At 72.3% G+C, this 5368-nt stretch carries 6 protein-coding genes; all 6 read right to left on the bottom strand.

What is annotated here, in order from left to right; all coding sequences use genetic code 11:
• Positions 1 to 215: 215 nt before the first annotated feature.
• Positions 216 to 614, bottom strand: a complete 399-nt coding sequence (locus DJ73_RS12435) for a hypothetical protein (RefSeq protein WP_094558123.1) — start codon at positions 612 to 614, stop codon at positions 216 to 218.
• 68 nt (positions 615 to 682) lie between these two features.
• Positions 683 to 1864: a hypothetical protein gene (locus DJ73_RS12430; RefSeq protein WP_094558122.1), complete on the bottom strand. Its 1182-nt coding sequence runs from the start codon at positions 1862 to 1864 to the stop codon at positions 683 to 685.
• Positions 1865 to 2287 carry a phosphoribosyl-AMP cyclohydrolase gene (gene hisI / locus DJ73_RS12425; RefSeq protein ID WP_249269100.1) on the bottom strand — a complete coding sequence of 141 codons (423 nt, stop codon included), beginning with the start codon at positions 2285 to 2287 and terminating at the stop codon, positions 1865 to 1867.
• A gap of 127 nt (positions 2288 to 2414) precedes the next feature.
• A complete protein-coding gene (locus DJ73_RS12420; protein ID WP_094523962.1) occupies positions 2415 to 2894 on the bottom strand; it encodes an N-acetyltransferase in 480 nt (159 codons plus the stop codon).
• On the bottom strand, positions 2891 to 4279 hold the full coding sequence (locus tag DJ73_RS12415) for a DUF92 domain-containing protein (RefSeq protein ID WP_094558121.1): 1389 nt from the start codon (positions 4277 to 4279) through the stop codon (positions 2891 to 2893). Before DJ73_RS12415 ends, DJ73_RS12420 begins: the two co-directional genes overlap by 4 nt.
• Before the next feature lie 255 nt (positions 4280 to 4534).
• A complete protein-coding gene (locus DJ73_RS12410; protein WP_094558120.1) occupies positions 4535 to 5314 on the bottom strand; it encodes an HAD-IIA family hydrolase in 780 nt (259 codons plus the stop codon).
• Positions 5315 to 5368: the final 54 nt, after the last annotated feature.

The raw sequence follows: 5368 nt of genomic DNA, 5'->3' as shown, positions 1-5368 counted from the left end.
GAGGCGGGCGCAGGTGACGTAAGCACCGCAGGGACGAGCGAAGCGAGTGACGAGGAGCGCAGCGAACGTGCGCCCGCCTCACGGCTGGGGCTTTGGAGGTTTTCATCGTCAAGCCACGATCAACGATTTATAAGCAGGCGGCTGGGAATCCGAAAGCCGTCACCGCCGAGCCGTCACTCAATTATAAACACCATACAGCAACACCCTCATCCGATTCATATCGCCGTCACCCAGACCCGATACTCCTCGTCGAGCCCGTACACCTCGCGGAACGCGCGCTCCACGAACCCCGCCACGCGGTTGGCGTCCGAGCGCGCGGTGACGACCGCGTTCGTCCCCTCGGCTTCCTCCGGGCTGACGAGTTCGTCGATCCGGAACTCGGGGAACTCGCCGAGCAGGTCCTTCAGCCGCTCTAACTCGTCGTCGGTGCAGTCCAAGATCAGCTCCGTGCCGACGAGCTGGATCCACGGCGGCACCTCGCCGCCCTCGGTGACGTCGCTGTCGGGGTCGACGTCGACGGTCATCACGTCGCTCGACCGGGCGCGGTGCGCGGCCGCCGCGTCCGCGATCAGCTTCAGCCGCTCCGTCTCCGTCGCGGCGTCGAATCGTGTCATGTCGTCACGTCGACGCCGGCGGCTATTGAAAGGGCGCGCTTCTCCGAGAGGGACGGTTTAAAGGCCCGCTACCGCTCCGTCTCCGCGAGCACGTCCTCGGCGATCTCCAGGGTGCGCTCGGCCTCGCGCACCCGGTCGTCGACGGCGCCGGTCCGCACCAGCTCCAGCTCGGGGTCGTCCAGCGCGTCGCGAACCTCGGCGGCGCGGCGGAGCCGCTCGTACTCGTCGTCGCGCGCGAGATCGCGGACGGCGCGCAGCGTCGCGACCGTGTCGTCGTCGGCGACGCGCGAGACCAGCGGGATCAGCTCGTCGATCTCGTAGGCCAGCTCGTCGCCGGCGGCGGGCGGCCAGTCGAGCGTCAGGGGCTCGCCGTCGAGCCGCTCGATATAGGTGCGGTGGACCGCGACCGCCGTCCGGAGCGCGCCGGGGTCGTCGACGTAGTGCTCCAGCTTCGAGTTCGAGTAGTCCGCGTACTTCAATAGGGTCGGCAGCGGCTCCTCGCCCGCCTCGTACTCGGCGACGTAGTCGGCCAGGTCCGTCGGCGGCACGTCGACGTCGACGAACGGCGTCGCGTCCGCGCGATCGAGGAACGAGAATGCCTCGCGGGCCGACGCGGACTTATAGAACTCGTCGAACGACTCCCGGACCGCCTCGTTGTACGTCTCCACCGGCTCGCGGAGGCGGTCGACGTCGGCGTCGAGGTCGGCGTCCGCCATCGCCGCGACCTCGCGAAGCTCGTCGAGCCGGGCGGCGAGGCGCTTCTTCGCCTCACGGGCGTCCCTGCGGGCGATCCGATAGTCGTCGAGCGCCTCGTCGCGGTCGGCGAGCAGGTCGACGTACTCCCCGGCGGGTTCGAGCGCCTCGCGGGCCGCCTCGAAGTCGCGCTCCGAGAGCCGCTTCTTGTCGACCGCCTCGTCGGCGGCCGCGAACGCGTCGGCCGCGAGCGCGTCGTCGTCGATGTCGACCGCGTTCGCGAACTCGCCCTCGAACCGGACGTAGGCCTCGAAGTCGCCGCTGCCGACCGCGTCCTCCTCGTACTCGTCGAGCACGCGGTGGGCCCGGCGGTACGTGTCCGCCGCGGCCTCGACGCGCTCCCGGCCGAGGTCGGCGATCCGGCCCTCGATCCCCCGGAGCTCGTCGTAGCGCTCGCGGAGCCTCGCGGCCGCCTCGCCCGCCTCGGCGACCGGGTCGGGCTCCGCGTCGCGTCCCGCCGCGCCGCGGTCCGCCGCGCCGCCGGCCGCGTCGCCCATTCAGTACACCTCGTCCGGGTCGAAGACGCGCTCCCCGACGTGCTCGCCGTCGATCGTCCGGTGGAAACAGGACCGGTGCCCCGTGTGACACGCCCCGACGTTCTGGTCGACGAGGTACAGGAGCGTGTCGGCGTCGCAGTCGACGCGCACCTCGCGGACCTCCTGCGCGTGGCCGGAGGAGCCCCCCTTGTGCCACAGCTCGTCGCGCGACCGGGAGTAGTAGTGCGCCTCGCCCGTCTCGCGGGTGCGGTCGAGCGCTTCCGGCGAGACGTACGCGAGCATCAGCACCTCGCCCGAGTCGGCGTCCTGGGCGATCGCGGGGACGAGCCCGTCCTCGCCGAAGTCGACGTCGATCGGGTCGGCGGCGGCGTCGCTCGCGTCTGGACCCTCGCCCGCTTCCGGCTCCGCGTCGGCGTCGCTCATGTCTCGCTCGTAGCGCGGGGCTCGAATAGTCCTTTTGTCTGTTCTCGCTCGCTCCCGAGAGAGATCGCCCGCCGCTCCGGGGGCGCCGAGCGCCTGCGAGGCGCCGGCCGCTCCGAGGCCGACGACTCTACTCCCGGCGTAGTACGAGCGCGTCGCCGTCGGCGTACGCGTCGGGGCGCCGGTCGACGACCTCGAAGCCGAGCCCGTCGTACAGCGCGAGCGCTCCGTCGTTGTCGGGGTGCGCTTGGAGCGTCACGGGACCGTCGGCCCCTTCGATCGCGGCCGAGAGGAGGCCGCGTGCGCGCCCCTCGCGCCGGTGATCCCGGTCGACGACGAGTTCGGCGACGTGGACTCCGGGGCGGTTGGGGGCGTCGACCGGAAGCAGGTACCCGACCGGGCGGCCGTCCGCGACGCTCACGAGCGCCGAGCCGACCGCGAGGCCGTACTCCAAGAGGTCCGGGTTCGGCTGCCGGAGGAACGCCTGGAGCTCGCGGATCCGGTCGGCGTCTGGCGGGCGGGCGGCGCGGACGCGCGGGTCCGGGGTATCGGCGTCTTCGTCCGACGGGTCGGAGTCCGGCCCCTCGCCGTCGTTCGACGCCGGGTTCACAGCACCGTCACCCCGAGCCCGACCGCGACCGCCGCCCCGGACAGCGTCGCGAGGAAGTTCACGGTCTGGTTGCCGATCCGGTCGCCCTCGACCAGCGCGCCGAGGAGGCTGTCGACGGTCATGCCCGCGACCCCCGCTAAGACGACGACCCCGCCGCCGACGAGGTCGCCGAGAGGCATTCCGACCGCGGCGAGGCCGCCGACGAGGAGCGCGCCCGCGAGACCGGCGAACTCACCCTGCCAGGTGATCGCGCCGTCGGTGCCGGGGTCGACCCGCTTGAGGGTCGTGACGAGCCGCGGCCCGTCGAACAGCCCGCCGATCTCCGAGGAGAGCGTGTCGGCCATCGCCGTGGCGGTCGCCCCCGCGAAGGCGAGCGCGAACGGGGCCGGAGGGAGCGCGACGTGGGCGGTCGCGGCGTAGCCGACGAGCGCGACGAGCGCGACCGCGGAGTTCGCCAGCACGTTACCCGTGCCGCGGGCCCCCTCGTTCTCCTGGGCGACGCCGCGGGCCGCCTTCTCGTCGAAGCGGTACTTCGAGGCGAGCCCGCCGACGGCGTAGAAGGACATCAGCGTGAGGAACCAGCCGACCCCGCCGAGCACGACGGCGAGCAGGGCGGAGAGCACACCGGTGAGCATCCCGGGGACGGAGGCGGTGCCGAGCGCGAAGGAGATGTAACCGAGCGCGACGGTCACGCCGAGACCGAACGCGACGAGGGGGACGGTGACCGCCGGGTCGAGCGCGAGGAACCCCCAGACCGCGAACGCGACGAGGATCACCGTGATGTGCGCGTCGCGGGCGAACACCAGCGACCGCACGAGCGCGGCGGTCAGCGCGGCGACGGACGCGATGAAGACGAGGTCGGGGAGCGCGGTCGCCAGCGACGCCGCCCCCGCGGGGTCGACGCCCGGAGCGGGGACCGGCCCGTCGAGGGAGAACCCGCCGTCGACGCCGAGGGCCGCCGTCTGGAGCCGCACCGCGACCTGTCCGACGAAGGCCGCGAGGGCGCCCACCCCGACGTAGCCGGCGACGAGCGGGAACTCGTCGGTCGTCGACCGGCCGACGAGCTCCCGGCCGAACCGTCCCCCGCCGACGGCGAGCGCCGCCGCGGCGAACGCCTCGTACGGGAGGGGGGCGCGGGGGAGCGAGGCGAACAGCGCGAGGCCGGCGGCGGCGACCGAGAAGGCGACGAGCCCGTAGAGCCGCTCCTCCTCGCGATCGCCCGGCAGCGCGAGCGTCTCGAACCACTCCCCGTCGCGGATTCCGAAGAAGGCGAGGCCGGCGACCGCGAGGAAGGGAACGACCGCGGCGTCGCCGAGCGTCGGCGCGAGGGCCGCGAGCGCGGCTACGGCGGCGAAGGTACTCGCGCGTCGGAGCCTCCGTATCACACCCTCGGCTACCCGGGACGAGCACTTAACGGTCCCGACACCGGTCGACGGCCGCGCCCCCGGTCAGTACCGGTACTCGTTGAACTGGACCGCGTGCCCTTCGATCACGCGTACGGGTCGCTCCGGGTCCTCCTCGTCGTCTCCGGTCGCTCCCTCGTGCGTGTCAACGCCACTCATACGCATGGAGAAGCGACTGATTCGTATAAACGTTACCCACGGAGCGGAAGTACTGACGCGGGGGCGAGACGGGTGCGTTCAGTCGAGGACTCGGTCGATCTCGCCGAGGTCGTCGAGCACGTAGTCGGGGGTGACGTCGGCGGCGGCGATCCGGTCGTCGTCGGTCACGCCGGACCTGACGAGCACGGTCGTCATCCCCGCGCGCTCGCCGAGCGCGATGTCCGTGTTCAGGCGGTCGCCGACGACGAGACACTCCTCGGGCGGGTACGGGAGGCGCTCGCGGACCATCTCGATCGCGGGGTCCGACGGCTTGCCGAGGACGACGTCGGGCTCGCGCTCGGCGACGGAGGCGATCGCGTTGATCACCGCGCCGGAGCCGGGCACGTCGCGCTCGGGGGCCGGGATGACCACGTCGGGGTCGGTGCCGATGAAGGGGACGCCGCGCTCCAGCGTCCACAGCGCGGTACAGAGGTCCTCGTAGTCGAACCCGCGGTCGATCGAGGCGACGAGCGCGTCGGCGGCGTCGACGTCGTCCGTCGTCGAGAGCCCCGCGTCCTCGAACTGATCGAACAGCCCGGGGTCGCCGATACACAGCAGTTCGTCGTCGGCGTGGTGCTGCCGCAGGAACCGCGTCGTCACGGTTCCGGCCGTGAACACGCTGTCGACATCGACGTCGTACCCCGCGGCGCCGAGCCGATCGACGTACGCCGGCGGCGTCTTCGTCGGGTTGTTCGAGACGAACAGCGTCTCGATCCCGGCCTCCCGGAGCCGACGGTAGCCGGCCGGGGCGCCCGGGATCGGATCGTTGCCTCGCACGACCGTGCCGTCCACGTCGAGGACGGCGCCGCTGAATGCCATGTCCATCATCGGGGCGCCACGGCCGTAGTGGTTGCGGGGGCGCGGTGGCTGTGG

Origin of the sequence: Halorubrum sp. Ea1, from assembly GCF_002252965.1 — an archaeon.
Lineage (GTDB): Archaea > Halobacteriota > Halobacteria > Halobacteriales > Haloferacaceae > Halorubrum.
The sequence above is the reverse complement of the archived record's forward strand: the minus strand, read 5'-3'. Positions and strand labels throughout refer to the sequence as shown.

Coding starts and splice junctions, on each gene's coding strand:
- DJ73_RS12435 (WP_094558123.1), bottom strand. CDS start 614: ATGACACGATTCGACGCCGCGACGGAGACGGAGCGGCTGAAGCTGATC.
- DJ73_RS12430 (WP_094558122.1), bottom strand. CDS start 1,864: ATGGGCGACGCGGCCGGCGGCGCGGCGGACCGCGGCGCGGCGGGACGC.
- hisI (WP_249269100.1), bottom strand. CDS start 2,287: ATGAGCGACGCCGACGCGGAGCCGGAAGCGGGCGAGGGTCCAGACGCG.
- DJ73_RS12410 (WP_094558120.1), bottom strand. CDS start 5,314: ATGGCATTCAGCGGCGCCGTCCTCGACGTGGACGGCACGGTCGTGCGA.